Genomic DNA, 25,634 nt, shown 5'->3' on the forward strand with positions numbered 1-25,634 from the left:
CCTGACCTAGCCCGGGGCGACCATTTTTCTCAGTGGGTTTTTGGCTAACTGCCGGATGCATGGCGGCTGGCTGGCGAGGGATGCGCTATAATTCCATCCCTATGATAGATACATTGCTTCTCATCGCCGCGCTAGTCTCACTGATTATTCTGCTCTGGCTTGCCTATCGTCAGTTGAATAGCGCTAATGCCAGTCAGCAATTGCTGCAGCAACTCGAGGCAAAGCACCGCGAGATGCTGCGCGACCTCAATGATGGCCTCAACAAATTGGGCGATCGCCTGAATCAATCCTCAAATGAACAAGCCGAGCGCTTGCGTGCTGCAGTAGCGCAAGAGCTGCAACAAACACGTGATGCCATGAAGGTGCTGGAGTTGAGCCAGACGGAAAGCCTGGCTCACACGCGTGAGACGATGCTGGAACGTCTGCATGTGACACTGGCAGAGCAGGGCAAGGCAGAGCAGGCGTTGATTCAGGATACGATGCTCAAGGCGACTACCCAACTTACCAATAGTATTGAGGCGTTGACCAAGACGGTAGATGGTCGCCTGGAGCAAATTGGCGGCAAGGTGTCAGAGCGCCTGGATGAAGGTTTCAAGAAAACCAACGATACCTTCGTGCGCGTCATGGAACGCCTTGCTACTATCGACGAGGCACAGAAAAAAATTGATGGCTTGACGACCAATGTAGTGAGCCTGCAAGAGCTACTGGGTGACAAGCGTTCACGCGGCGCTTTTGGCGAAGTGCAACTAGAAGCCTTGGTACGTAATGTATTACCTGTCACTTCCTATGCCATGCAGCATATGCTGGGCAACGGTACGCGGGTAGATTGCGCGTTGTTCCTGCCTGAGCCTACAGGCACGGTGGCGGTTGATTCCAAGTTCCCGCTGGAAAATTATCATCGCATGCTGGATCGTGACATCACTGATGCCGAGCGTGTGACGGCGCAACGTCAGTTCAAGGCTGATGTCAAAAAGCATGTGGATGATATTGCCAGCAAGTACATCATCCCGAATGTGACGTCAGACGGAGCGGTGATGTTCATCCCTGCGGAAGCCGTGTTTGCCGAGATTCATGCTTATCATCCTGACCTAGTTGATTATGCGATGAGTCGTCGGGTATGGGTGGTGTCGCCTACAACGCTGATGGCAGTACTGAATACAGCACGTGCAGTGCTCAAGGATGTGGAAACCCGCAAGCAGGTGCATATCATCAAGGATGAGCTGGGCAAACTTTCCAAGGAGTTTTCGCGCTTCGATGTGCGCATGAAGAAGCTTGCTGACCACATTCGCCAAGCCCATGAGGATGTGCAGGATGTGCACACCACAAGCCAGAAAATCTCGCGCCGCTTTGCGCAGATTGAGCGCGTAGAGCTCGAAGGCGAGGCGCAGGGCCTGGCGTTACCGGATAACGATCTAGAGGAGTAGTAACATGAGTGATGAACAAGGCTTGATCATGCTGATCCAGCAATATGCCAGCAAATTTGGCATTACCTTCAGTTCCAGCTTGATGGACAACGAAGAGCACAAGCAAAAATTATTGATGCTGATGATGGATGCCATCAACGGCAAGCGCGGTCCGGTGACCGATCAGGATGTGACCGGCGCATGATCCAGTTGCTGTACTTTGCCAGGCTACGTGAGGCGTTGGGCAGTGATGGCGAAAGCCTGGACTGGCAGGAGCCAGGTACAGTTGCTGAACTGAAGCAAAAATTGGCCATGCGTGGCAGTGTTTGGCAGCAGCAATTTGCTGGCAATGCCAGTTTGCGTGCAGCTGTTAACCAAGTGTTGGTGCCGGAAACGATGCTCGTACAGCCTGGTGATGAGGTGGCATTTTTTCCACCTGTGACAGGGGGCTAGATGATGGTGCGCGTACAGCAAGAAGATTTTGACGTTGGGACAGAAATCACCCGGCTACGCTTGCAATACCCCCAGGCAGGGGCTGTAGTTTCCTTCACTGGACAAGTACGCGACCTGAATGACGGTCAATCCGTGGCGAGCCTGACGCTGGAGCATTATCCCGGGATGACCGAAAAGTCCCTGGATGCAATTGTTGTGCAAGCCAGGCAACGCTGGCATATATTTGATGCTCTCGTCATCCATCGCATTGGTACCTTGCCACCACAGGCACAAATCGTGCTGGTGATAGTCGCAAGTGCCCATAGAGGCGACGCTTTTGCTGCCTGCGAATTCATCATGGATTACCTTAAAACCGAAGCGCCATTCTGGAAGAAGGAAGTCACGCCAGAAGGAGCCAAGTGGCTGGATGAACGTGCGAGTGACTACGCTGCACGCGAACGCTGGCAATAATTACTTTACAACCTCAATCTCATACTTTCCCATCTGAATGTTAAGCAAGCTTACAGCGCCACAACTCAATATATCCATTGATCCAACCAGCCTGGGCTTTGCAAGCACGGCTGAATTATTAACCGAGATCGATAGCGATCACCTGGCCTGGATTGGGCAGGAGCGTGCATTGTCCGCCGCTAGCTTCGGCCTGCGCATGCAACAACCTGGCTATCACATGTTGGTTATTGGCGAGCCTGCTTCCGGGCGTACCTCATTGCTCAAGAGCGTGGTCGGGCAAATGCTGAAGCAGCAGCCTGTGCCGCCTGATCTTGTCTATCTGCAGAATTTCCTGCTGCCAGAAAAGCCGCTGTTGTTGCGCTTGCAAGCAGGTAAAGGCGCTGAGTTGCGCCAGTTGTTGGAGCAATTTGTGCGTAGGCAATTGCGCACTATTCCGGCATTGTTGCAGATCAAGCGATCCCCCGAGAGGCAGCCAGAGACTTTGCATGGCGACAGCGTTCCCGCAGCCAAGCTGAAGTCTTTTCTGGAGCAGGAACTGGCAACCATTCGCGAGCAGATATTGCCAAACCTGATTGATCATGCTGTGTTTGAGCGCTGGTCAGCGCGACTGGTGCAAGAGGTGGTTGATAATGCAGACCTGTTTGCCACGAGTAATGAAACAGACGACATGCTTGAGGCTTTTCTCGGACGTTGTCGTGTCAATCTGCTATTGAGCCATGATGCTCTTGGCGGGGCACCCATTGTGTATGACGATGACCCCAGCCATGCGTCCTTATTTGGTGGTATAGAAGCTTCGGCTGATCACCTTCCTGATTTCATGCGACTCAAAGCAGGTAATCTGCTGCGGGCCAATGGTGGTGCGCTGATCTTGCATCTGGAAGATATTCTCGCCGATCAGCAATCTGGAGCGAATCCATTGTTGGAAAAGCTGGGGCGTGTGTTGCGTAATCGCAAGTTGCAGATCGAGGATAGTGGCAGTGCCTCAGGCAATGCAGCGTTGAGTACCTTAACCCCCGATGCTTTGCCATTAGACTTTAAGTTGATTCTGATTGCCAGCCGCGACGATTACTATCATTTGCACGAAGAACATCCAGCCTTTTTAGAGCATTTTCGTACCAAGGTTGAGTTTGCCGACAATGCCAGGGCCACGCCAGCGCTATATCGCCAGCTTGCTATCTATCTTGCGCGCTATTGTGCTGAATCTGGGTTGCCGCACTTTACAGCTGCTGCCGTATCACGCTTGTTGCAAGTCTTGCATGAGTGGGAAGAGGACCAAGCGCGTGTCAATCTTGCATTGGGGGCGTGGTTGCCCTTGGTGCAGGAAGCGGCTGCTTTGGTTGCCGATGATCAGCTCGTTGACGTGGCAGAGGTTGAGCTGGCCCTTGCGGCAATGCGACATCGGCATAGCTATGCCGAGGAACAAATTCGTGACTCTATTCTCGATGGCGAGATCAAGATTGCCGTGACGGGGCAGGCAGTCGGCCGTATTAATGGTCTGACGCATATTGATATGGGTGATGCAGAGTTTGGTTCACCGGTACAGATTTCCGCCCGTTGCCACCCTGGACGGCAGGGCGTGATTAATATAGATCGCGAGGTTAAGCTCACCGGGCCGCAGCACGACAAGGGCATGTTTATTTTGCAACACTGGCTGGCAGCCATGTTTACCCCGCAAGCGCCGCTCTCTCTCAATGCCTCGTTGGTGTTTGAGCAGGAGTATCACGGGGTAGAAGGCGATTCTGCTTCTTGCGCAGAGTTATATGCATTGCTTTCCAGCCTGTCGGGTTTGCCATTGTCACAAGGCATTGCGGTGACTGGCGCCTTGAACCAGCATGGGGATGTGCTGCCGATTGGTGGCATCAATGAAAAGATTGAAGGCCATTTTCGCTTGTGCGAAAAACTGGGCCTGAATGGAGAGCAGGGTGTGTTATTACCTGCAAGCAACCTGCGGCATGTGCTATTGCACCAGGATATTATCAATGCCGTGACGAATGGCATGTTCCATATCTACGCCATGGAGCATGTGCTGGATGGTATTGCGTTACTCACCGACCTGCCAGCGGGCGTGGCAGATGCTGATGGCGCTTACCCTGATGGCACGGTGCTGGGCCATGCACAGCAAGGCTTGCAGGTGTATCGGGATATTTACCAGCGTAACCAGCAGCCTCAAGGGCTTGCACATGACTGAGCAGGATAATAAGTGTCGCTTGGACAAATGGTTATGGGCGGCACGCTTCTTCAAGACGCGCAGCTTGGCAACTGATGCTGTGGATAGTGGCAAAGTACATGTGGATGGCGACCGTGCTAAGCCAGCCAAGGAAGTTCGCCTTGGGCAGGTAATTCATATCCGCCGTAAAGAGCTGGAAGTAGAAGTGGTGGTGCGCGGCTTGAGCACTCAACGCCGTGGTGCGCCAGAAGCGGCGCTATTGTATGAGGAAACACCCGAGAGTATCAGCAAGCGGGAAAATCTGGCCGTGACACGTGAACATGAGCATGGCCAGCGTGAGCGTGGGATGGGCCGCCCGACCAAGCGCCAGCGCCGTGATATCAAGAAATTCACCGGTATTGATTGGTAGTTTTTTTAGCTGCTTTCACTCTATTAAATCAGAGACGTAGTTAAAGCTCTACCTGATTAAAACAGCCCCAGTTGCTCTGGCCTTTCGGGTGGTTTGAAGAGCGCAGTGTTCATCTCCAGGCTACGCTTGTTAAGCCCAAGTTTCTTGGTCATCAGGCTAAACCGTTGCCTGATCATATGTGCGAACAATCCGGTACCACGCATGCGTTCGTGAAAGTCAGCCTGATTGTTTTTACCATCACGGCTTTGGCGGATGATGCTCATGACATGATTGGCCTTGAGTGGATAATGGTGCATCAGCCACTCCTCGAATAAAGGCGCAACCTCCAAGGGTAGCCGTAACAACACATAACCCGCATTGGTTGCACCGGCTTCATGGGCTGCTGTTAATATTTTCTCAAGCTCGAGGTCAGTCAGCACAGGAATAATGGGCGCTGTCATCACCCCGGTGGGAATACCTGCCTCATGTAACCGCCTGATGGTTTCCAGCCGGCGTTGCGGTGCAGCTGCTCTGGGTTCAAGGGAGCGGCTGAGTTTGTTGCTCAAGGTGGTAACAGAGATAAAAACCTGCGCCAATCCTGCACTGGCCATCTCAGCGAGAATATCAATATCACGTTCTACCATGGCTGATTTGGTGACTATGCTCACCGGGTGCTGAAACTCTGCCAACACTTGCAGCACTTGCCGTGTGATTTGCTGCTGTTTTTCCAGTGGTTGGTATGGGTCTGTATTCGTCCCCATGGCGATGGGCATGCAGTGATAATGCTTGTTGCTTAACTCCTTGCGCAGTAGCTTGGCTGCATCAGGCTTGATTAAAATCCTGCTCTCAAAATCCAGCCCAGCTGATAAGCCAAGATAGGTGTGGCTGGGGCGGGCAAAGCAATAGATGCATCCATGCTCGCAGCCTCTATAGGGATTGATCGAGCGATCAAAGGGAACATCAGGCGAGTTATTCCAGTTGATGATGCTACGTGTGTTGTCGATCAGCACCTCGGTGGCTATCGGTGCCAAGTCTTGTTCTGGATTGTCCCAGCCGTCATCGGCATCCGTATGCTGCAACTTCTCGAAGCGGCCGCTATGGTTGCTTATCGCGCCACGCCCTTTGTAGATAAGCGGGCGCGGCATGTCATGTGGGTTGTTACTACCAGGGGATTTCTTGTCCATCATATGCATAAAACTTGCCTGCATCGGCAATCGTGGCCTGATCAATTACTTTGCGTAAGCCGCTGATACTTTGCTCGGTGTTGATCAGCGCATTCGGCCCACCCATATCCGTTAATACCCAGCCAGGATGCAATAGAAGGGTAGTAATGCCATCTTTTGCTAATTCGATAGACAGGCTCTTGCTGATCATGTTCAGTGCTGTTTTACTAGACCGGTAGATGTAGCTACCACCGCTGGTGTTGTCGGCAATGCTACCCATTTTGCTGGTCATGTTGACCAGTTTCTTGAGCGTGCCTTGTTGCAGGTGTGGCGTAAAAGCCTGTGCTACCTTGAACGGTGCTACGCCATTAATACGGAACGCCTCCATCCATGCGGCATAATCAGCTTCGCTAAATACCTGGTTCGGGCTATCAGGATAGATACCTGCATTATTAAGCAAAACATCAATTGGCTTGTCTGCCAGGGATGCCGCCAGATTATCTATCTGCTGGAAGTCACCCACATCCAGTTGATGTACGCTAACCAGCTCTTTGAACTGCATAGCAAGTTGCAATAGTGCTTCCGAAGATTCCGGCTGGCGACAACACGCCAATACCTGCCAGCCAGCTTCGGCATATTGTTTGGTGAACTCAAGGCCCAGGCCGCGATTGGCACCAGTGATCAATACGGTTGGCATAAGTCAAAACTCCTTGTCATAGCTTGTTTCTAGCATACCATTTTGCCTGTGAATTTTTCAGGCTTGTGAGCTAATGTGAGTTTAGGTACACTGCGTTCATCAATTGAACGAAGTATTCAATATTTCATTTCCAATGCTCACCGACGAATATCGTTACAAGATACTCAAGCTAGTTCAGGAAAAGCCTGACATCAGCCAGCGAGAGCTGGCTAAAGCCTTGAGCATTAGTCTGGGGAAAACCAATTATTGCCTGAAGGCATTGGTTGAAGTCGGCCTGCTCAAGGTATCCAACTTCCGTAACAGTCAGAACAAGCTGGCCTATATGTACGTGCTGACCCCAACAGGTATTGAGCATAAAGCCGCTGTGACCATCAATTTCCTCAAAGAAAAAATCAAGGAATACCAGCAACTGGCCAGTGAAATTGAAGAGTTGCGCAGTGAGGTAGCGAGCGACGTGGAGAAGTAGGGAGATGACAATTAAACAGGATAAAGGTATGACAAAGAAAGTCGCATTGATTACCGGAGTGACCGGTCAGGATGGAGCCTATCTCTCAGAGTTTCTCTTGAAAAAAGACTATGAAGTTCACGGCATCAAGCGCCGTGCATCCTTGTTCAATACTGATCGTATTGATCATCTGTACCAAGATCCGCATGTCGACAACAAAAACTTCATCCTGCACTACGGCGACCTGACCGACTCCACCAACCTTATCCGCATCATCCAACAAGTCCAGCCAGACGAAATCTACAATCTCGCCGCCATGAGCCACGTAGCCGTTAGCTTCGAGACCCCCGAATACACTGCGAATGCCGACGGCATCGGTACCTTGCGCATCCTCGAAGCCATCCGTATCCTTGGCCTGGAAAAAAAGACCCGCTTCTACCAAGCCTCCACTTCCGAGCTCTATGGCTTGGTACAAGAAGTCCCGCAGAAAGAAACGACCCCTTTCTACCCACGTAGCCCCTATGCTGTGGCTAAGCTTTATGGCTACTGGATAACCGTCAACTACCGCGAAGCCTATGGCATCTACGCGTGCAACGGCGTCCTCTTCAACCACGAAAGCCCGTTGCGTGGCGAAACCTTCGTTACCCGCAAGATCACCCGTGCATTGGCTCGTATCAAGCTCGGCCTGCAAGACAGTCTCTACCTTGGCAACCTTGATGCCCTACGCGATTGGGGCCACGCCAAAGACTACGTCGAAATGCAATGGCTCATGCTGCAACAAGACCATCCAGAAGACTTCGTTATTGCCACAGGCGTGCAATACAGCGTTCGTGACTTCGTCAATGCTGCTGCCAAGGAACTCGACATCGCCATCACCTGGAAAGGCCAAGGCGTCGAAGAAAAAGGCTATGACAGCAACGGCAAAGCCATCGTCCAGGTAGACCCACGCTACTTCCGACCTACCGAAGTCGAAACCCTACTGGGTGACCCGACCAAAGCCAAACAAAAACTCGGCTGGACCCCCAAGACCACCTTCCAGGAACTTGTCTCTGAAATGGTGCGTGAAGACCTCAAGAGTGCCCAGCGTGACGAACTCGTCAAAAAGCACGGCTTTGCTGCCTACGACTACAACGAGTAATCTGCATGGACAAACACGCACGCATCTATGTGGCAGGGCATCGAGGACTCGTTGGCTCTGCCATTGTCAGAAACCTCGAAGCTAAGGGATACACCAACATCCTCAAGCGCACCCATGCCGAGCTGGACCTCACTGACGACAAAGCCACCGACCAATTCTTTGCGGAATACAAGCCGGAATACGTCTTCCTGGCCGCGGCCAAAGTGGGGGGTATTGTCGCCAACAACACCTACCCAGCAGAATTCATCCGTGACAACCTCGCCATCCAGAACAGCGTCATCCATAGTGCCTGGAAGCACGGAGTCACCCGGCTCCTGTTTCTCGGCTCCAGCTGCATCTACCCCAAACTAGCGCCACAGCCGATGCAGGAGCAACACCTGCTCACAGGCCCATTGGAACCGACCAATCGTCCTTATGCGCTTGCCAAGATTGCTGGCATCGAAATGTGCTGGAGCTACAACCGTCAATACGGCACACAATACCTGGCGGCTATGCCGACCAATCTCTATGGCCCTGGTGACAACTACCATCCCGAAAACAGCCACGTCATCCCGGCCCTGCTGCGCAAGTTCCACGAAGCCAAGCAACACAACCAACCAACTGTTACCGTTTGGGGCACTGGCACCCCCAAACGCGAATTCCTCTACAGCGACGACATGGCCGATGCCTGTGTCTACCTCATGAACTTGCCAGCAGACCAATACCAAGCCTTACTGGGCAGTGATGAAAGCAAGACTGGTAGATTTGAACCGCCCCTCATCAATGTAGGTGTGGGTGAAGACGTCACCATCAAGGATCTGGCTGAGCTCGTCAAGCAGACAGTGGGTTATGAGGGTAGCATTGAGTTTGATACTACCAAGCCGGATGGCACGCCAAGGAAGCTCATGGATGTAACAAGGCTGGGTAATGCAGGATGGAGCGCGATAACATCTTTAAGTAATGGACTAAAGTTTGCATATACGGATTTTTTACAATGAAAATTGCTATTGCTGGAACGGGGTATGTTGGATTATCAAATGGAGTATTGCTCGCTCAACATCACGAGGTCGTTGCATTAGATATAGTCCCAGCAAAAGTTGAGATGCTTAATCGCGGGGAGTCACCCCTCATTGATGATGAACTACAGTATTACCTCAAGAATAAGTCCCTAAATTTTAGGGCTACTCTTGATAAGAGTGATGCTTATACAGGGGCAGAGTTCGTCATTATCGCAACGCCAACAGATTACGATCCAGACACAAACAATTTCAATACTGAATCAATCGAGGCGGTTATTCGTGATGTAATCTCAATTAACCCGACTGCTGTAATAGTTATCAAATCGACGATACCGGTAGGGTATACACTCAAGACCAGTGAATTGCTTGGTACAAGTAATCTTATATTTTCTCCCGAGTTTCTACGTGAGGGGCGTGCCTTGTATGACAACCTGCATCCGTCAAGGATAGTGGTTGGGGAAAGGTCAGAGCGTGCAGAGCGGTTTGCGGCACTTATGCAACAAGGGGCAATCAGCAAGGAAATTCCTGTGCTGCTAACCGACCCAAAAGAGGCTGAGGCTATCAAATTGTTTGCCAATACCTATCTAGCAATGCGCGTATCATATTTCAACGAACTGGATACTTATGCCGCAGCCCACGGGCTTGATAGCAGGCAAATTATTGACGGAGTCTGCCTGGATACACGGATTGGCCATCAATATAATAATCCCAGCTTTGGATATGGCGGTTATTGCCTACCCAAGGATACCAAGCAATTATTGGCGAATTACAATGATGTACCGCAAAATCTCATTCGGGCAATTGTGGAATCAAACACCACGCGCAAGGATTTTATTGCAGATGAGGTTATTCGCATGAAGCCTGCGATCGTCGGTGTCTATCGGCTCATTATGAAAGCTGGCTCAGACAACTTCCGATCCTCCAGTATTCAGGGAATCATGAAGCGCATCAAAGCCAAGGGTATTGAAGTGATAGTGTATGAACCAGTGCTGAAAGAAGACAGGTTTTTTAACTCACGCATCGTCAATGACCTTGAGCAGTTCAAGGCTGAGGCGGATGTCATTTTGACCAATCGCCACACTGATGCCCTCAGTAGTGTTCAGCACAAGGTATATACCAGGGATTTGTTTGGCAAGGATTGAAAGCCGATAACCCCTTGGGGCTGGCTGGCTTTTCAGCTACCTGAAATATGACGGGTTGTCTTGTGTAATACCATGTTGGATAAAAGTGATTCAAGTTTATTCATCAATTTTGAACGATTGAACTCTCTGGCAGCATAATCTTGCCCACTGGAGCCCATCCTTCGTCTATCCTCATTGCTTAGAACTGCCATTTGCTCGATATTTTTCGCAAGCGTCACCCAATCACCAGCGGGTGATACATAACCTGCCTGTGCTTCATTGATGATATTGGCTCCTTCTCCATCCAGCATGGCCAGAAGTGGAATGCCAGATCCAAAGTAGGCTTGTACTTTTCCGGGAATGGTCAGGGAAAACACTGGGTCTGGCTTCAGACTCACGAGCAATGCATCAGCATGTGCAAAAAATGCGGGCATGCGCTCTAAATCATGTCTTCCTACCATGCTGATGCGTTGCTCCAGTCCGCGGGATTGTATTTGCTCAGCAACCCAACCTGACATGCGGCCATCCCCTACGATGATCCAGCGAATATCGCTGCGTACTTTAAGAGCCTCGGCGGCATTGAGAATGGCAGGAAAGTCTTGAGCCTCCCCAACGTTACCTGCAAACATGATCGTGAAAACACCAGGGGCTAATGTAATCTCAGGTGCGGGATATGCAGGTATGCCTGTGTCAAATACCTCATCTGCCCAGGCTGGGAAATAGGTAATATCAGCTTTTTTTGGAGCATGTCGGGCAATGCTGGCAGTAAATTGCCGTGATTGGCCCAGGATCAAGTCACAGTGGCTATAAATCCAACGCACCAGGCCTTGTATCAAGGAGAAAACATACCGGGATTTCACTACCCCAACGGCATGCAAGGTTTCTGGCCAAAGATCCAGTACCCAGAAGGCCATTGGACATTGCTTGATGGCTCGCAAGAGGATTGCTGGTATCCCGACAGTGATGGGGGAGGGTTGATAGGCCAGGATGGCATCAAATACCTGTCCGCGTAATTTCCATGGTCCCAGCAGGCTGGCAAATATTGCAAAGGATAGGTAGTTAAGCAACAGGCATAGCGTGCCTGAACCCCTGGCTAGTAAGGGAACCCGGACAATATGGACTCCTCGATATTGTGCATATGCACCCGGATTATGTTGGAAATGGCTGTCTATTTTCCCAGATGGGTAGTTAGGCCACCCTGTCAGCACCGTGACCTCGTGCCCCCTGATGCGGAGATCTTCAACCAGTTCATTGATTCTGAAGTTTTCCGGCCAGAAGTATTGGCTAACGATAAGCAAACGCATGGGGAAAACCTAGTACTTTTTCCAGACAACCCGGTTAATGTAATCAGTATAGCTATGGATAATGCGTACGACCTTATCACTGACGTTTGGCATGCTGTAGTCTGAGACTAGGCGCAACGTGCGTTCTGCTCCGCGTGACTGACCTTGGAGAATAGAGAGGCCCTGCCTTACACGATCCATCTCAAGACCTGTCATCATGACAACAGCTTCCTCCATGCCTTCTGGACGTTCGTGCGCTTCACGGAGGTTCAGTGCAGGGAAGTTCAGGATAGATGATTCTTCATTGATGGTGCCACTATCAGACAACACGGCCCGGGCTTGTGTCTGGAGTTTGACGTAATCATGAAAGCCCAGTGGCTTGAGCAATCGTACTTGGGGGTGGAATGTTGCACCTACGTTGTCGACGCGTTTCTGGGTGCGTGGATGAGTCGATACGATCACCGGCAGATCATGGTCTGTGGCGACCGCATTAATGACGTTGACCAGTTTCGCAAAGTTCTGGTCTGACTCGATATTCTCTTCACGGTGGGCACTGACGACGAAATACTGCCCTGGCTTCAGGCCAAACCGAGATAGGGCATCTGAAGCCTCAATTTGCGTAAGGTAATGATGCAATACCTCATACATGGGGCTTCCAGTCTTGATAACCTGATCTGGAGGTAATCCTTCTCGTAACAGGTAATCGCGCGCAATCGTGCTATAGGTCAGGTTGATGTCTGCAGTATGGTCAACGATGCGCCGATTGGTTTCTTCTGGCACTCGCTGATCGAAGCAGCGGTTGCCTGCCTCCATGTGAAAAATGGGTACCTTGTGGCGCTTGGCGGGAATGACGGAGAGACAGCTGTTTGTATCGCCCAATACCAGCATGGCTTCGGGGTTAACTTCACTGAGCACACTGTCAATCGCCGTGATCAGGTTGCCTATGGTATTAGCTGCACCCTTGCTACCTTCGGCGCTATTCAGGAAATAATCTGGCTTGCGTATACCCAAGTCGTCAAAAAACACCTGATTGAGTTCATAGTCGTAATTCTGGCCTGTATGCACAAGAATATGCTCGCAATGACGATCTAGGGCAGCCAGTACACGGGAGAGGCGGATAATTTCCGGGCGTGTCCCGACCACGGACATTACTTTAAGTTTTTTCATCTTCAAACCTTGCTTGCAATGGTATCGGGGTGTTCGCGATCAAAGTTTTCATTGGCCCATAGCATAACCACCATTTCACTCGTGCCGGTATTGGTGATGTCATGCGACCAGCCAGGAATTGTATCGACTATTTGCGGCTTTTCCCCGCAAGTGCGCAATTCTATTCGTTCATCAGTCAGCAAGTGACGAAAGCGAAATAATGCCTCACCCTTGATGACCAGAAACTTTTCGGTCTTGGTGTGATGGTAGTGTCCTCCACGAGTAATACCCGGGTGAGCGGTAAAGTAGCTGAATTGGCCACTATCAGGGGTTTTGAGCATCTCGACAAACACACCTCGTGCATCTCCATGCTGGGGAATGTCGTAATGGAAACGCTCACTGGGCAGATAACTGATGTAGGTGGCATACAAGGCACGCAGGAAGCCTGTGCCGACATGATCGGTATACAAGCTAGTGCGGTCTTTATCAAACGATGAAATGTGGGCAGCCAGCTCTCCCAGCGTCACCGTATACTCTGGAGTGATTTCCATGCTTGTCACTCCGATGGGCGCTTTATGTATTGCTGAGATCAGTGCCTGTGCCACATCGTCGATATATGCAAGTTGCAGTGCGCGAGCAGGGTCATTCACCTGGATAGGCAGGCCCCTGGCTATGTTGTAGCAAAAGGTAGCCACGACAGAGTTGTAGTTCGGTTTGCACCATTTACCGAATACCCCCGGTAAACGGAAGATTATAGCCGGATTGCCAGTTTCCTCAGCCAGGGATCTAATACTGTGTTCTGCAGCCAACTTGCTGCGACCATAAGGATTATCGATTTCCGCCTGGGTGGATGAGGCTAGAATCAGCAATACATTGCGCCCAGTAGAAACTTTATGTTTCTTGATGACATTGCACAAGGTTGCGGTGAGGCCTGCATTGACGATAGAGAATGCCGCTTCATCCTGTGGGCGGTTCTCGCCTGCCAGGTGAATGACGGCATCAGCTTCTGCAATGAGCGCAGGCAGGCAGGCTACATCGTCGCCACGGGCGAAGGTCGAAACAATGTATTGTGCAGACTCTCCAAGCCTGGCCAGCAGGTTCTTGCCAATAAATCCCTGGCTTCCCGTGACGAGTACGCGGTAGATAGGGGAGGGCGTTACGCTCATTCTTCGGGCTCCACATCTTCTCCCTTTATCGCGGCCTGCATAAAGCGTAGCTTGGTGAGGAGGTTTTTCATGCCTTCCACATCAAGGCGCGTTGTGTTGTGTGAACTGTACTCTACAGCCTCGGAAATCTTGATTTCACCTTGCTCCACAAATTTGCCGTAATTCAAGTCACGGAGGTCTGGCGGTACACGGTAGTAACCTCCAAGATCCTGTGCCGATACCATTTCTTCCCGGCTCAGTAACACCTCAAATAATTTTTCTCCATGTCGGGTACCAATAATATTGATTGGGTGCGATGGTTGTTGCAGCAGTTCGGTCAATGCCTTGGCAAGCGTTTCTATGGTTGCGGCTGGTGCTTTTTGTACAAAAATATCGCCTGGATTACCATGCTCGAATGCATAAAGCACCAGATCAACGGCATCATCCAGAGTCATCATGAAGCGCGTCATGAGCGGGTCAGTAATGGTGATGGCCTGGCCAGCACGTATCTGTTTGGTAAATAGTGGAATCACCGAGCCGCGGGAGGCCATGACATTTCCATAGCGGGTAGCACAGATGATGGTACTGGTACTCGAGCGAGACTTTGCGACGATGACTTTTTCCATCATCGCCTTGCTGATTCCCATTGCATTGATGGGATATACCGCCTTGTCAGTGCTGAGACATACAACATGCTTGACGCCACAATTGATCGCTGCTTCCAACACATTCTCGGTGCCCAGCACATTGGTCTTGACTGCCTCCATGGGATGGAATTCGCATGATGGCACCTGTTTGAGCGCTGCTGCATGGTAAATATAGTCTACCCCACGTACCGCATTCAATACAGATTGATAATCTCGTACATCGCCGATGTAGAACTTGAGCTTGGGGCTGTTGTACTTCTTGCGCATATCATCCTGCTTCTTTTCGTCACGGCTCAGGATGCGAATTTCCTGCAGATCTGAATCAAGGAAGCGGCGCAGCACTGCATTGCCAAATGAGCCTGTACCGCCGGTAATCAGCAGCGTTTTGTTTTTAAACATTAAAATCCTCCTTCGTGCTGACGCACGACATGTTCGATAAATTCAAAAGTGTCGTTTGCACATGTTTTCCAGGAATAGGCATGTGCTTTTTGCCACGCGGCTTGCGCCAACTTTGCACGCATTGCATGATCCTCAGCCAATTGTTGCAGTGCATGAGTGATGGATGCTACCGATGATGGATCAAAATAAGTACCCGCATCGCCGAGGACTTCTGGCATGGGGCCTAGGTTAGAGCAGGCAATGGGCAATCCGGCTGCCATTCCCTCAATCAGGATGTTGGGCAGGTTTTCGCAACTGGATGCAAATACAAAAGCGTCTGCCTCATGGTACAGCTCGTGGAGTTTCTCGAACGGAGCATGGCCGGTATATTTCAGCATTCGTGCTTCGGGATCAAGCTTCCGCAGCAGTTGTTGAAATGTTTTTCCATATTGCCCCCAGGGTGCACCAATAAAGTTTGCTTCAATCGGCATCCCCTGTTTTTGCAATGCTGCAATGGCTTGTGCAACCTCAATCTGGTGCTTGTATGGCATTAATATCGAGACATAGATAACACGGAACGGCCGTGCTTCACTGCAGTCCTCCAGCCGCCGTTGTGGTCGCGGCGCACGCTTGAAACGTTCTTCTATTCCATGCGGTATCAGTGCGGTACGGGGTGTGACCGTTTTCAGTAGACCCTCAATGGCATTGCGTGCGTAGTTGGTCAGGAAGATCAGGCCTTGTGCACGCGAAAATGATGCACCCTGGCTGTATCTCAACAGTTGCATCTTCAGGCGCATCAAACTCCAGCGACCAAATAAATCAGCCTGCAATGGTTCAAAGGGCAGCATGTTCTGGGACATCGTGACCGTAGGTACCGGGCACTGCCAGGGCAGAGTGCCTCCCGGTGAAAACAGTACGTGGCATCCAGCAATTTTCAGCTCTCGAGGCAAATGATACTGCTGCCCTATGGCTTGATGCAGGAGGCCACCATTGCACCAGGCAGGCGTGACCGGGGTGATCCATGCATGCCTGGGTAGTTGCTGGGCCGTCCTTGAACTGGTCCAGATGGTGACTCGTGCCAGGGAAGTCCCGTCCTGGTCTGCAGCATTCAGCAGGCGAACAAGGTGGGTCAGCCCGCCGCCGGAGCGGATGTTGCTGGCATCGATACCAATATGCAGCTTGCGTCGTGACAGGCTCATTTAGTCTGGGGTTCGTTCATGGCGACCAAGCCATTGCGTACCGGATACCGTGTTTGGCAGTTCTTGCATTCCAGATGCTGTACCTGATGTTCAAGTTGATCGCATCGGCAGGCTGGGCATAGCAGTAGTGGGAAGACGTCAATGATCTGATTTCTCTTTCTTTGTGACAGCAGGTTGCGGATTCCCAGCCTGATCCATTCACGGAAGCGGGACTTCAATGATAGGAATGTGTCGGGACGTATCTGTTTTGGAGGTGTCCAGTTGGCATCTGCATCCGGATTGGTCACACGGTAGGCAATGCTGTCCTGCCAGTAATACCGCACGTGGAATTCAAATGGACGCTTGGGCATCAACAGGGTGGTCATGTAGCGCTTGACACGATGTTCATACAACTCGACCAATCCAGGGTCATTGATCCAGGCTGTTTTCTTGGTGATGATCAGGGTGTTGTCTCTGACCGTAATTTCCAGTCGATGATCGCGGTAAGGATTTAGGCGTTCAAACAAGGCATCCGGAACTTCGATATATCCTGCCTTGGCAACCCGTTGCAACTCAGTGAGAAAGCGCTCGGGATCGGTTGAGTGTTCCAGTACATGCGACGCGATCACGAAATCAAACGCCTTGTCCTTGAAGGGCAGATTTTCGACAAAGCCCAATACCGTTGGCCGATCTGATGTGAGTGGAACCCAATGTCTCTCACGCGTATTCTCGTAGGCATCCAGCAATACGTTTGCACGGGGGTAAGGGTTACCACCCGATCCAACTTCCAGTACCAGGGCATCTGGATGTACTGGTGTATGGAATCGTCGCAGTGCCCAAGCCATTGGCTGGAGACGCAAGGCTAGCATGAGCTTCATGGCTCTAGAATATTGATGCATGGTGTTTTCCTGTTTCTTCTTTAATCCAGTTCATCAGCATAGCCGCCCTTGAATCAATGTCATGGCCTGCGCTGATGACTTTTCTGTAGCCAGCTTCAGCCACCTGGGATGCTTTGTCAGGGTTGTTTATGTAATAGTCAATCTTGGCCAGCATTTCTTCCCGCGAGCGGAAGTAATCGGCCTCTACGCCCTCCAGGTACAGTGAAGCCAAATCTTCTGAATATTCCGACAGCATCAGTGTTCTCGTGGCAGGGATCTCGAAACAGCGGCGTGTGTAGGTATCCCGGTTCAATTTCGAGAAAAAACATAGCGCAATTCTTGCACCACAAAGAGCACGATTATAATCTTCACGCCACACCATGCTCGTTGGCGCAAGGTGCTGAAGCACGGTGGAATGAGCCAATGGCTTTTTCCAGTATTTTGTCGGGCCGAATAATCTTAATTGATGACCATGCGTGACAATGGCTTCCAGGTAATCCATACGTTGGTCGGGTTCGTAGTGTCCTATGAATACCACATCTGTTTTAAACATGGTTTGCTCTTCTGAGGTCAGTGTTACGGGATGGCTACGATCCGGTACATACCAGGAACGCAACAACTCAACCCGACGTGCACCCGCCTGCATGAATTCCGGCAAGTTGGCGTGCCGGTAGGCAAGCATCAAGTCATAGTCCGGGATAGCTGCCATGAAGTGCCGCCACAGGTAGCGCGGCTGAGTTGGTGAAAATGGGTCGTCATTGTTGTAGCCAACTAGCACGCATCCAGGTAATTGCTGGCGAATGTTACGCAGCGTGGCGGCGGTAATGTGGGTGCCCCGATAAATAAAGATAGCGTCAGGCTTTTGTGCGAGTGCCAATGTCAGGAGATCCTGATTGATCAGGTCAATTACCTTGCCAATAACAAATTTGTTCTGGATACGCTGCAGCAGACCCGAGAGCAAACCTGCATGCTGGGAAGCATCTGTAAAGTAGTGAAACCACTTGAATTCGATCACGTCATGGCCGAGGCGACGGAAGGACCGGCTCAATTCCTCCTCATGCAAATCGGAATGCCAGTCACCAGCAATGAGCAGCTTCACGAGGATTTTCCCCTCGCTGCGCCAAGCCGTGGAGTGTGTCCCAGCTTATTTTTGATCCATATGATCAATCGATCCAGTCGCTCGGGACCTACCAGCAATAAGCCCGTGAAATAAGCATGAAAGAGCGGGGAGCGCCAGAATCCCAGGCGTGCTAGCGACACGCCATACTTCAGGAACACGCCTAGTGGTTGTTTTGCCTGGATGGCAAGAATTGGGTATGAATAGGCTCCAATATCAGCACGGATTGCATTATATACAGCCATGCCAGTCTGGATTTCAATATACCGGGCAATATCTAGCATCCCGTGCATGAAATGCAGGGAGGATGCCGGGGTCTGGTTCTGTGGAACAAACTTGCCGCGCTCGGCCGCGCTATTACCGAAGTCTGGCGGGGTACCATCCCGTCGCAGTGCGATGATGTTTGGGGTGAACACCACGCTGTGGTGGGCCAGAATCATACCGACCAGATAGAGCTGATACAGTAGGGTGCCATCAAACCGATCGGTGGAAAATCCTGCCGCGGCATCACGTTTGATGACCATGCCAGGAATGACGACCGAACGTCGATAGCCGGCAGCAATGGCAGACTGGCCCGCAGGGAAGACATGCTCTTCAGCATAATAGCGAAATACTTGCTTATGTATCGATGGGTCAGTATCAAATGTGGCGTAAGTGCGTACGATCACTCCGCAGTCATCAATCCGTTGTGCGATGTCAGCAATAGAAGAGAGGGCTCCTGGACATAATAGGTCATCATTGCCCATAAACACGCAGAATTGTCCGCGACTGCATTCCACCAATTCACGAATGTTGCCATCATAGCCGAGGTTATTAGCATTCTCACGGTAACGAATCCGGCCCGGATATCGAGCGCTGAAATTCTCCGTGACCTGTCTGATCGCATCGCGCTCAGGCGAGCCATCCTCGCAGATAAGAATTTCAAAGTCCTGGAAATCCTGCTGGACGATGGAATTCAGCAATGGTGCTAGAAGCTGTGCCCTGTTGTATGCAGGGATGCAGACGGTAAGTAATGGTCTTGTATTCATTTTCAAGCGTTTTTCAAGGCAATCGCCAACATGATTAATGCAAACAGGCGGCCACCATTGGCCCTGCCTGCCATGTGTCCCCTGACCAGGGCACGTACTTCATCAAGATTGAATAGCGTTGGCAGGCTTTCCATGCGGCTCATCAGGTCTGCTTCCCCGGCCTGGCGCAACCATTCGTTCAGCGGAATGGAGAAGCCTTGTTTACGCTTGACATCCAGATCGCCGGGTAGCCAGCGACGTGCCAGTATACGCTGCAGGCGTCTTGATTCCCCATTCTGAACTTTCCAGCTGGATGGAACGCGGCCGAATGCAAACTCGATCAAGCGATGGTCGAGAAATGGTGCCCTGACCTCAAGACTGTGCGCCATGCTTGCCCTGTCAACCTTCACCAGGAAATCATCCGGCAATATGCTATTGAAGTGCGTACGCGTCATGGAGTCTACGGGATCACTGCCTTGCAGAAACTGCTGCAATAAAAACTGTTCTGCCTGGCCCAGCTCTTCCCCGAGTGCATTCACAGCATCTCGGTGCAGGATACGTTGCCGCAATGTCATGTCGAAATATGGACGCCCCCATATCATCTGCTGCAATGGGCCGTGCCGTAATGATGCTAGGCGGTTGCGGCCGCGAACCCCGGCAGGCAGCATGGCCGCTGCGCTGGCAGCTCCCGCCATTATCGTCGATGGAACCCAGCCCCAGCGGCTGGCGTCGGCTAAGCTGGTGGTGTAATCGGAATAACCGCCAAATAATTCATCACCGCCATCCCCTCCGAGGGCTACCGTGACCTGTTGGCGCGCAAGGCCAAATACCATCCAGGCTGGTAGGATCGAGGAGTCGGCGATGGGTTCATCAATAAATGGGGCAAGCCCATCCAGTAATTGCAGGCTGGTTTCCTGTAAAGGCAGCACGTGATGACGAGTGCCAAAATGCGATGCCACTTTTTGCGCATGATGCGCTTCATCCAAGTGCGAGCCGGGAAGCGAAATTGTGAATGTTTGAACCGGGTTGGCGCTAACGCGGGCAGCCGCTCCTACAACAAGGCTGGAGTCCAGTCCGCCAGATAGCATTACCCCAACTGGGACATCGGCTACCAGCCGAAGGCGTACAGAGTCTTCGATGAGTGCAGCAGCCTCGTCTGCGAGTGCTTCGCCATCCTCCAATCCTGAGGATTGATTGGGTGGCAATGACCAATAACGCCAGATATCCAGCTTGAAGGTATTCAGTGAGAGCTTGGCACAGTGTGCCGGGGGTAGTTTTTGCACACCAGAAAAAAGACACATGCCTGCTGGAATGTATCCCAGCGATAAATAATGGTTGAGTGCTTGCAAGTCAATCGCAGACTGGTGGGGCAGGGCCTTGAGTTCAGATGCGAACCAGAATTCGCTCGCGGAAGGTGCAAAATAGAGTGGCTTCTCGCCCGCACGATCGCGTGCAATAAATATGGAGGCAGGTGTATGCGCATTTCCTCTGTCATGGATGGCAAAGGCAAACATGCCGTTCAGGTACTCTAGGCAGGCAGGTCCCCAGTGAATGAAGGCGGCAAGCAGAACTTCAGTATCACCTGTTGATTGAAAGCTGTGCCCAATACTGGATAGTGTGTGGCGCAATGCCGCAAAGTTGTATAGCTCTCCATTGAAAATAATCGTGTAACGCCCATCCGGGCTGATCATCGGCTGCTGGGAGTGGTTTGATAGGTCAATAACGGACAGGCGGCGGTGACCAAAAACAACCCTGCCACAATGGGATGACCATAGTCCATTGCCATCGGGTCCGCGATGGATAAGCTTGTTCAGCTGTGTTTCCAGCCTGGCTGGGTCAGCAGACGTAGAATGGATAAATCCGGCGATACCGCACACGATATTTAGTCTTTTCCCTGTTGGCAGCAATTGGCTGGGCCATTGCCGAGTTGATGAACAGATTTGCCCGAACGACACCAGGGCATGGGTAATGTCATGTTGTTAACGCTCATGCAGGCCTCTTGATGCTGTACCAGATATGCCTGAGGCCGATCTCGCGCGTAAATAGGTAATGATGAACATGCTGCCAGCGACAAGGTGGCCGAGAATTAATGTCAGGATAGCACCGTCAAGTTGATATTCCTGGACTGCACCATAGCCGAAGGCGAGGCTGAAAATCCCGGGTAGAGTATTTGCCAGCAATAATGAAGATATACGGCGCTGGGCATAGATGGCGTAGATCAGGATGGAGCAGATGGCACTAAAGGATGCAGATGCGACAATCCACGGCAACATGTGGGAATGTACTGCATATTCAGCCGCAGAAAGCAGTGAAACCAATTCCTTGTGCCACCAGCCTGCAGCCAGCACGAGCATGGAGAATGCTGGTATGCAATACACTGCCACTTTCACGACAGCATCCAGCGATGATCCCTGATGCTTGTTTTCGCGTTCATACAGGATGGGCACAATGTATGTCACGATCACGCCGAGCAATGCAGTGACGGGAAAACTTGCAATGGAAACCAGGACGCCATACTCCGCTACTACTGAGAGGTCAGTGAAATAATCAAGTAGCCAGCGATTGGACATGTTCTGTAACCAGCCGAACAGGCCCCATATGATCATGGGCCAGCAGAATGTCAGTGAGTCGTGGAGCGTAATTCGGATGTCCGTCCAGGAAAATCGAGCGACAAGATCACGCTGCCCCAATAGATAGACGGATGATGCAGCCAGGCTAGACACTGCCAGTAGGCCAATGATCATCGTCGGGCTGGGGGATGTATACAAGGCGAGCAAGGATAAAATCAATATCCTGCTTGTGTAATCAACCCCAGTCGCGATGGCGATCAAGGTGCGGGAGCGTAGCCCGCTTGCCACTGTCAGGTTGAGGTTCTTGATTGCATCGCAGGCTAGCCAGAATACCCATGGTATCAACACCGTGTGCAGGGAGTTGCCCAATGACCCCATAGTCATGATCAGGCTTACTATTACCCCAAGAGTCAAAGCCAGTAATGCATAAGCAGTCACCATTGCGGAATAACGCCGAGGCAGAATAGTGTGCTTGCTGTAATCGGCGATATTCCGCAGTAAACCCTGGTCAAACGCGGAAAACGAGGCGGTCAACACCACGGCAAGCAGCGACGATGCCAATAGGTAGCTACCCATGTCGGCTTTGGTGATGGATATGGCTAGCAGCTTGAGAAACATAAGGCTGCCCAGTGCATCAATCATTCGACCAACTACAACAATGATTTTTTCCGATGTCAATTTCATAAGTGAAGTGGAAAGCCCTGATTTCCGTATTGTGTTGGTGGGCTAGTCGTCATGCAGCCGTTGCGTGGAGGCTGAATGAATTATTGGGCATCATGCTTGTGGGCCTGAACCATATAGCCGTAACACAACAATTGACTGCTGCCCCGGTCTTGCTTGCTCAGAATGCCGAGTAAAGCGCGCATCGGATAGGATGCTGCAAGTAATAGCCATCCCAATAAGGGAGAGGCATAGCTGTGACTCACGAATCGGGCACGGCTCAATTCTTGACCGACAAATTCGAACCAGTTGCCATTGGCGGTGATTTCTTTAATGACCATGCCACGACGTGGCAAATGCTCTTCATACCAATATCGGTTGAGGCCGGAGGCGAAATGATAAGGGGCAAAGTGTGTCAGCGAGCAGAAGGGGGCTGTGAGTAACAGGATGCCACCGGGTTTCAGGATGCGGCAGAACTCTTCAACTGCCGTCACGGGGTTGGGGATATGTTCAAGCACCTCTGTGCAAAGTACTACATCAAACGATGCATCTGGCACTGGAATCGATGCAATGTCAGAGACAATATCAATGTGTGTGGTATCCCATGCACCAACCTGTAGTGCTTGACCATCGCCTTTCCCTTCATACTGGCAAAAATCCTGTGATACGTAATCGAGATGCGCACAATAGGGTTTCATACGCAATTCACCAGCACCTGCATCCAGAATGCGCTTGCCTGTCGGAATGTTACTCAGGGCTTGGATAACCCATTTGATGCGGGTGGCGTCACTATTCGATCCTGCAAGTGTCATGGCGTGTTCTCCTGGGTCAGGTTGAGGTTCATGAAGGTATGGTGTAAACGGTTGATCCAGGTGTCACGTGTCAATGCCTTGGCATGTCCTGCAGCTGCTACAGACTCCAGCGCTTTCGGATGGGCGAGATAGTAGTGGATTTTAGTGGCTGCTTCATCCGGAGTCATGTAACACTCAATCTCTACAGCCTCTTGGTATAACTTCAGCAAGTCTTGTGATCTGTGCGTGAGGTATAGCGCGCCTGACATGGGAGCATCGAAATCCCGTAGCTTGAGTGTAAACACGTCATCACAATAGCCAACGGTACCTACGCCAAGAATAATGCGGGCACGCTTGAACAATACGGCAGATTGTTCGGCTGTCGCAGGGCCATTGGGCCAGCCCGCACCATAGCATTCCACTTGAATGCCATGCTGAGCCAGGCCATCAATGATCTCTGCACGGATCCCGTATTTATTGCCGATGAAGAGCACGTCAATATCACGGGGCGCCTCGGTATCGGGCTTGAATACGGAGGGGTCGCTTGCCAACGGCCAGAAGATGGCGGGGCAACCCTCGACTGCATACCAGGCGCAGGTTTCGGAAGAGGTGGTCAGCATCAGGTCGGTATGTTTTGCCAGTCCAACTGCGCCAAGCCTGACACCCTCGCGATGAGACCAATTATCGGGCAGCCTGTCGTCCATGGATATATTGATGACAGGTATTCCCAATGCCTGGACCTTGGCGAGTGCTTCTTGCGAAATATAATTTGCCCACATCTGCCCCATCAGGAGATCAATTCCACCATCCTCGAGTGCTGATGTCAGCTGGTTGAGCAACTGCTGGTCGTTTAATTCAATGATGGTTGGGTCATAGACTTGTACCCGGCCATACTCATCCTTGTACCATTGTCCATAAGTGCCAGTGTGATTGTAAAACTCCGTTACATGAGCCTGTTGCCGCAGCGCCTGTAGAAACCCAGATTTATCTTGGTCCCTGTTGGCACCTACCCAGAATATGCGCAATGGCATTTGGGGGAGGGTGTCTCGCTGACGCCATCGTGCCGCCAGGCGCTGTCTGGCTTCCTGCCAGGCGGTATTCTCATCATATGTGATGGCTTGCGCAGTAGCCATGCGCCCATAGTGCGAGTGAAGCTGGCGCAGACCCGCTTTTAACTGATATGCCTTGATAATGCTGTTGACCCTGCCCAGAATGGGCAGGCGACGGGCTTGGTCCTTGGCCAGGGCAAGATGATGTTTCAGGCGTTGGGATAGCATTGTGTAATCGGTATCAAGCTTTTTGCGGCAAATAGTGGTCCAAATACCACTCAACATATTGCGCAATACCCTGCTTGACCGGAGTTGTGGGGTGGTAATCAAACTGAGCCACCAAATCGCTGACATCTGCATATGTGTCAGGCACGTCTCCAGGCTGCAGGGGCAGAAAATCAACATTCGCCTTTTTATTTAGCGCGGATTCAAGTGCATCGATGTAATCCATCAGTTCGACAGGCTGGTGATTGCCTATGTTGTAAATTCTCCAGGGAGCGAGGCTGCTGCTGGCATCAGGCGCATCCCCAGTCCAGTCGGAGTTGGGTTGGGCAGGCTGGTCAATCACCCGTATAACGCCCTCCACGATGTCATCAATATAAGTGAAGTCGCGCCGATGTTTGCCATAATTGAAAGCTTGGATATTTTCTCCAGCCAGGATTGCCTTTGTGAATTTGAACAAAGCCATGTCTGGCCGCCCCCATGGGCCATACACAGTGAAGAAGCGCAAGCCAGTCGTTGGCAGCTTGAAAAGATGACTATAACTATGGGCCATCAATTCATTGGATTTCTTGGTTGCTGCATAAATGCTGAGCGGATGATCGACATTGTCATGCACGGAAAACGGCATGCGTGTGTTGGCACCATACACACTGGAACTACTGGCGTATACCAAATGCTCTACCTCGTGGTGCCTACAGGCTTCAAGGATATGGGCAAAGCCAAGAATATTGCTATCTATGTATGCAAGTGGATTCTCAATGGAGTACCGCACTCCCGCCTGTCCGGCCATGTTGATCACTCTTTGCGGCTTGTGAGTGGAAAAGCAGTCGAAAATCGCGCTCCTGTCAGCAAGGTCTATTCTCATGTGGGTGTAATGCGGGTGATGGGAGTGTCTTGCCAGTCGAGCATCTTTTAATGCTGGATCGTAATAGTCATTGTGATTGTCAATGCCAATGACTGTATCACCTCTTTCTAGCAGACGTAGTGCTAGTGCGGAACCTATGAATCCTGCGGCACCAGTGACAAGAACTTTCAATTGATCGCTTTCAAATAGGTGGTAGTGGGATGTTGAAGTACCCACTTTGGGGAAATATTCTGCATACGGTGATATGGGCTGTAACGATAATAATTGAGCAAGCT

Annotated in this window: 25 protein-coding genes; 10 read left to right on the plus strand and 15 right to left on the minus strand. The window is 51.2% G+C overall.

Going from position 1 to position 25,634, the window contains the following annotated elements:
• Window positions 1-80 precede the first annotated feature (80 nt).
• The 6 genes from LG202_RS03510 to LG202_RS03535 are packed head-to-tail and all read left to right on the plus strand — an operon-like array spanning window position 81 to window position 4,882.
• Window positions 81-1,424 (plus strand): DNA recombination protein RmuC, encoded by a 1,344-nt coding sequence (locus tag LG202_RS03510; RefSeq protein WP_459724439.1) that lies wholly within the window; start codon window positions 81-83, stop codon window positions 1,422-1,424.
• Between the two features lie 4 nt (window positions 1,425-1,428).
• Window positions 1,429-1,608 (plus strand): hypothetical protein, encoded by a 180-nt coding sequence (locus LG202_RS03515; RefSeq protein WP_230347029.1) that lies wholly within the window; start codon window positions 1,429-1,431, stop codon window positions 1,606-1,608.
• Window positions 1,605-1,856 carry a molybdopterin converting factor subunit 1 gene (gene moaD, locus LG202_RS03520; protein WP_230347030.1) on the plus strand — a complete coding sequence of 84 codons (252 nt, stop codon included), beginning with the start codon at window positions 1,605-1,607 and terminating at the stop codon, window positions 1,854-1,856. Before LG202_RS03515 ends, moaD begins: the two co-directional genes overlap by 4 nt.
• Window positions 1,857-2,306, plus strand: a complete 450-nt coding sequence (gene moaE / locus LG202_RS03525) for a molybdopterin synthase catalytic subunit MoaE (protein WP_230347031.1) — start codon at window positions 1,857-1,859, stop codon at window positions 2,304-2,306.
• Window positions 2,307-2,343: 37 nt separating this feature from the next.
• A complete protein-coding gene (locus tag LG202_RS03530) occupies window positions 2,344-4,494 on the plus strand; it encodes a Lon protease family protein (RefSeq protein ID WP_230347032.1) in 2,151 nt (716 codons plus the stop codon).
• Complete coding sequence (locus LG202_RS03535; protein ID WP_230347033.1) at window positions 4,487-4,882, plus strand: RNA-binding S4 domain-containing protein; 396 nt, start codon at window positions 4,487-4,489, stop codon at window positions 4,880-4,882. The genes LG202_RS03530 and LG202_RS03535 overlap by 8 nt, the downstream gene beginning before the upstream one ends.
• A gap of 56 nt (window positions 4,883-4,938) precedes the next feature.
• On the opposite strand, the gene LG202_RS03540 is transcribed toward LG202_RS03535, so the two are convergent.
• On the minus strand, window positions 4,939-6,054 hold the full coding sequence (locus tag LG202_RS03540; protein WP_230347034.1) for a PA0069 family radical SAM protein: 1,116 nt from the start codon (window positions 6,052-6,054) through the stop codon (window positions 4,939-4,941).
• Entirely contained in the window at window positions 6,023-6,721 is a 699-nt protein-coding gene (locus LG202_RS03545) for an SDR family oxidoreductase (protein ID WP_230347035.1), read from the minus strand. The genes LG202_RS03540 and LG202_RS03545 overlap by 32 nt, the downstream gene beginning before the upstream one ends.
• A 133-nt stretch (window positions 6,722-6,854) precedes the next feature.
• Here LG202_RS03545 and LG202_RS03550 point away from each other — a divergent pair, with 133 nt between their 5' ends.
• From LG202_RS03550 to LG202_RS03565, 4 genes are read left to right on the plus strand one after another with little or no spacing between them, the layout of a single operon-like run.
• Window positions 6,855-7,187 carry a MarR family EPS-associated transcriptional regulator gene (locus LG202_RS03550; RefSeq protein ID WP_230347036.1) on the plus strand — a complete coding sequence of 111 codons (333 nt, stop codon included), beginning with the start codon at window positions 6,855-6,857 and terminating at the stop codon, window positions 7,185-7,187.
• A 28-nt stretch (window positions 7,188-7,215) separates the two neighbouring features.
• Window positions 7,216-8,304: a GDP-mannose 4,6-dehydratase gene (gmd, locus tag LG202_RS03555; RefSeq protein WP_230347037.1), complete on the plus strand. Its 1,089-nt coding sequence runs from the start codon at window positions 7,216-7,218 to the stop codon at window positions 8,302-8,304.
• Between the two features lie 5 nt (window positions 8,305-8,309).
• The gene (locus LG202_RS03560) at window positions 8,310-9,281 is read left to right on the plus strand and encodes a GDP-L-fucose synthase family protein (protein WP_230347038.1); all 972 of its coding nucleotides are present in this window, start codon (window positions 8,310-8,312) and stop codon (window positions 9,279-9,281) included.
• Window positions 9,278-10,444: a nucleotide sugar dehydrogenase gene (locus LG202_RS03565; RefSeq protein WP_230347039.1), complete on the plus strand. Its 1,167-nt coding sequence runs from the start codon at window positions 9,278-9,280 to the stop codon at window positions 10,442-10,444. Before LG202_RS03560 ends, LG202_RS03565 begins: the two co-directional genes overlap by 4 nt.
• Before the next feature lie 32 nt (window positions 10,445-10,476).
• Here LG202_RS03565 and LG202_RS03570 read toward each other — a convergent pair whose 3' ends face one another.
• From LG202_RS03570 to LG202_RS03630, 13 genes are all read right to left on the minus strand, one after another.
• Window positions 10,477-11,727, minus strand: coding sequence for a glycosyltransferase family 4 protein (locus tag LG202_RS03570; RefSeq protein ID WP_230347040.1), 1,251 nt, complete (start codon window positions 11,725-11,727; stop codon window positions 10,477-10,479).
• 9 nt (window positions 11,728-11,736) lie between these two features.
• Window positions 11,737-12,873, minus strand: a complete 1,137-nt coding sequence (wecB, locus tag LG202_RS03575; protein WP_230347041.1) for a non-hydrolyzing UDP-N-acetylglucosamine 2-epimerase — start codon at window positions 12,871-12,873, stop codon at window positions 11,737-11,739.
• A 2-nt stretch (window positions 12,874-12,875) separates the two neighbouring features.
• A complete protein-coding gene (gene wbjC, locus LG202_RS03580; RefSeq protein WP_230347042.1) occupies window positions 12,876-14,018 on the minus strand; it encodes a UDP-2-acetamido-2,6-beta-L-arabino-hexul-4-ose reductase in 1,143 nt (380 codons plus the stop codon).
• Window positions 14,015-15,043: a polysaccharide biosynthesis protein gene (locus LG202_RS03585; protein ID WP_230347043.1), complete on the minus strand. Its 1,029-nt coding sequence runs from the start codon at window positions 15,041-15,043 to the stop codon at window positions 14,015-14,017. The genes wbjC and LG202_RS03585 overlap by 4 nt, the downstream gene beginning before the upstream one ends.
• On the minus strand, window positions 15,043-16,221 hold the full coding sequence (locus LG202_RS03590) for a glycosyltransferase family 4 protein (protein WP_230347044.1): 1,179 nt from the start codon (window positions 16,219-16,221) through the stop codon (window positions 15,043-15,045). The genes LG202_RS03585 and LG202_RS03590 overlap by 1 nt, the downstream gene beginning before the upstream one ends.
• Window positions 16,218-17,099, minus strand: coding sequence for a class I SAM-dependent methyltransferase (locus LG202_RS03595; RefSeq protein WP_230347045.1), 882 nt, complete (start codon window positions 17,097-17,099; stop codon window positions 16,218-16,220). The genes LG202_RS03590 and LG202_RS03595 overlap by 4 nt, the downstream gene beginning before the upstream one ends.
• Window positions 17,083-18,177 carry a CgeB family protein gene (locus LG202_RS03600; protein WP_230347046.1) on the minus strand — a complete coding sequence of 365 codons (1,095 nt, stop codon included), beginning with the start codon at window positions 18,175-18,177 and terminating at the stop codon, window positions 17,083-17,085. Before LG202_RS03600 ends, LG202_RS03595 begins: the two co-directional genes overlap by 17 nt.
• On the minus strand, window positions 18,174-19,223 hold the full coding sequence (locus LG202_RS03605) for a glycosyltransferase family 2 protein (protein ID WP_230347047.1): 1,050 nt from the start codon (window positions 19,221-19,223) through the stop codon (window positions 18,174-18,176). The genes LG202_RS03600 and LG202_RS03605 overlap by 4 nt, the downstream gene beginning before the upstream one ends.
• Window positions 19,224-19,225: 2 nt before the next feature.
• Window positions 19,226-21,157 (minus strand): asparagine synthase (glutamine-hydrolyzing), encoded by a 1,932-nt coding sequence (gene asnB, locus LG202_RS03610; protein WP_459724453.1) that lies wholly within the window; start codon window positions 21,155-21,157, stop codon window positions 19,226-19,228.
• A 24-nt stretch (window positions 21,158-21,181) separates the two neighbouring features.
• On the minus strand, window positions 21,182-22,456 hold the full coding sequence (locus LG202_RS03615; RefSeq protein WP_459724457.1) for a lipopolysaccharide biosynthesis protein: 1,275 nt from the start codon (window positions 22,454-22,456) through the stop codon (window positions 21,182-21,184).
• A gap of 80 nt (window positions 22,457-22,536) precedes the next feature.
• On the minus strand, window positions 22,537-23,244 hold the full coding sequence (locus LG202_RS03620; protein ID WP_230347050.1) for a class I SAM-dependent methyltransferase: 708 nt from the start codon (window positions 23,242-23,244) through the stop codon (window positions 22,537-22,539).
• Window positions 23,241-24,557: a glycosyltransferase gene (locus LG202_RS03625; protein WP_230347051.1), complete on the minus strand. Its 1,317-nt coding sequence runs from the start codon at window positions 24,555-24,557 to the stop codon at window positions 23,241-23,243. The genes LG202_RS03620 and LG202_RS03625 overlap by 4 nt, the downstream gene beginning before the upstream one ends.
• Entirely contained in the window at window positions 24,514-25,530 is a 1,017-nt protein-coding gene (locus LG202_RS03630; RefSeq protein WP_230347052.1) for an NAD-dependent epimerase, read from the minus strand. The genes LG202_RS03625 and LG202_RS03630 overlap by 44 nt, the downstream gene beginning before the upstream one ends.
• Between the last annotated feature and the right edge of the window lie 104 nt (window positions 25,531-25,634).

It is taken from the genome of Methylobacillus methanolivorans, assembly GCF_054588515.1.

What these genes read in the sequence shown, in the direction of transcription:
- LG202_RS03510 (WP_459724439.1), top strand. Translation starts at nt 81, where the DNA reads ATGCGCTATAATTCCATCCCTATGATAGATACATTGCTTCTCATCGCC.
- LG202_RS03515 (WP_230347029.1), top strand. Translation starts at nt 1,429, where the DNA reads ATGAGTGATGAACAAGGCTTGATCATGCTGATCCAGCAATATGCCAGC.
- moaD (WP_230347030.1), top strand. Translation starts at nt 1,605, where the DNA reads ATGATCCAGTTGCTGTACTTTGCCAGGCTACGTGAGGCGTTGGGCAGT.
- moaE (WP_230347031.1), top strand. Translation starts at nt 1,857, where the DNA reads ATGATGGTGCGCGTACAGCAAGAAGATTTTGACGTTGGGACAGAAATC.
- LG202_RS03530 (WP_230347032.1), top strand. Translation starts at nt 2,344, where the DNA reads ATGTTAAGCAAGCTTACAGCGCCACAACTCAATATATCCATTGATCCA.
- LG202_RS03535 (WP_230347033.1), top strand. Translation starts at nt 4,487, where the DNA reads ATGACTGAGCAGGATAATAAGTGTCGCTTGGACAAATGGTTATGGGCG.
- LG202_RS03540 (WP_230347034.1), bottom strand. Translation starts at nt 6,054, where the DNA reads ATGCATATGATGGACAAGAAATCCCCTGGTAGTAACAACCCACATGAC.
- LG202_RS03545 (WP_230347035.1), bottom strand. Translation starts at nt 6,721, where the DNA reads ATGCCAACCGTATTGATCACTGGTGCCAATCGCGGCCTGGGCCTTGAG.
- LG202_RS03550 (WP_230347036.1), top strand. Translation starts at nt 6,855, where the DNA reads ATGCTCACCGACGAATATCGTTACAAGATACTCAAGCTAGTTCAGGAA.
- gmd (WP_230347037.1), top strand. Translation starts at nt 7,216, where the DNA reads ATGACAAAGAAAGTCGCATTGATTACCGGAGTGACCGGTCAGGATGGA.
- LG202_RS03560 (WP_230347038.1), top strand. Translation starts at nt 8,310, where the DNA reads ATGGACAAACACGCACGCATCTATGTGGCAGGGCATCGAGGACTCGTT.
- LG202_RS03565 (WP_230347039.1), top strand. Translation starts at nt 9,278, where the DNA reads ATGAAAATTGCTATTGCTGGAACGGGGTATGTTGGATTATCAAATGGA.
- LG202_RS03570 (WP_230347040.1), bottom strand. Translation starts at nt 11,727, where the DNA reads ATGCGTTTGCTTATCGTTAGCCAATACTTCTGGCCGGAAAACTTCAGA.
- wecB (WP_230347041.1), bottom strand. Translation starts at nt 12,873, where the DNA reads ATGAAAAAACTTAAAGTAATGTCCGTGGTCGGGACACGCCCGGAAATT.
- wbjC (WP_230347042.1), bottom strand. Translation starts at nt 14,018, where the DNA reads ATGAGCGTAACGCCCTCCCCTATCTACCGCGTACTCGTCACGGGAAGC.
- LG202_RS03585 (WP_230347043.1), bottom strand. Translation starts at nt 15,043, where the DNA reads ATGTTTAAAAACAAAACGCTGCTGATTACCGGCGGTACAGGCTCATTT.
- LG202_RS03590 (WP_230347044.1), bottom strand. Translation starts at nt 16,221, where the DNA reads ATGAGCCTGTCACGACGCAAGCTGCATATTGGTATCGATGCCAGCAAC.
- LG202_RS03595 (WP_230347045.1), bottom strand. Translation starts at nt 17,099, where the DNA reads ATGCATCAATATTCTAGAGCCATGAAGCTCATGCTAGCCTTGCGTCTC.
- LG202_RS03605 (WP_230347047.1), bottom strand. Translation starts at nt 19,223, where the DNA reads ATGAATACAAGACCATTACTTACCGTCTGCATCCCTGCATACAACAGG.
- LG202_RS03615 (WP_459724457.1), bottom strand. Translation starts at nt 22,456, where the DNA reads ATGAAATTGACATCGGAAAAAATCATTGTTGTAGTTGGTCGAATGATT.
- LG202_RS03620 (WP_230347050.1), bottom strand. Translation starts at nt 23,244, where the DNA reads ATGACACTTGCAGGATCGAATAGTGACGCCACCCGCATCAAATGGGTT.
- LG202_RS03625 (WP_230347051.1), bottom strand. Translation starts at nt 24,557, where the DNA reads ATGTTGAGTGGTATTTGGACCACTATTTGCCGCAAAAAGCTTGATACC.